Annotated in this window: 1 pseudogene; it reads left to right on the plus strand. The window is 70.5% G+C overall.

Annotated features, from left to right (window positions below):
• Positions 1–195: 195 nt before the first annotated feature.
• A pseudogene (locus G3I71_RS50750) lies at positions 196–383 on the plus strand (maltose ABC transporter substrate-binding protein); the annotation flags it as partial.

Genomic DNA, 383 nt, shown 5'->3' on the forward strand with positions numbered 1-383 from the left:
GCCGGCACCAAGTACCCGTTCCTCATCCAGACGAGCACCGAGGGCGACCCGTACACGTACTACCCCCTGCAGACGTCGTTCGGCGCACCCGTGTTCGCGCAGAACGCGGACGGCTTGTACACGGCCGACCTCGCCATGGGCGGCGCGCCCGGGCAGGCGTTCGCGACGTGACTGCAGGCGCAGGGCGCGGCGGGCGTGCTGTCGACCGACATCACGTACGACATCGCGGTCGAGGCATTCAAGAACGGCGAGTCGCCGTTCATCGTCGGCGGCCCGTGGATGCTCGAGCAGTTCGCGGACCTCGACCTCGCGATCGACCCGGTCCCCGCGGCCGGGCCGCAGGCCGCGCAGCCGTTCGTCGGCGTCCAGGGGTTCTACGTCTC

Source organism: Streptomyces sp. SID12501 (assembly GCF_010550245.1).
In the GTDB taxonomy this organism is placed as follows: domain Bacteria; phylum Actinomycetota; class Actinomycetes; order Streptomycetales; family Streptomycetaceae; genus Streptomyces.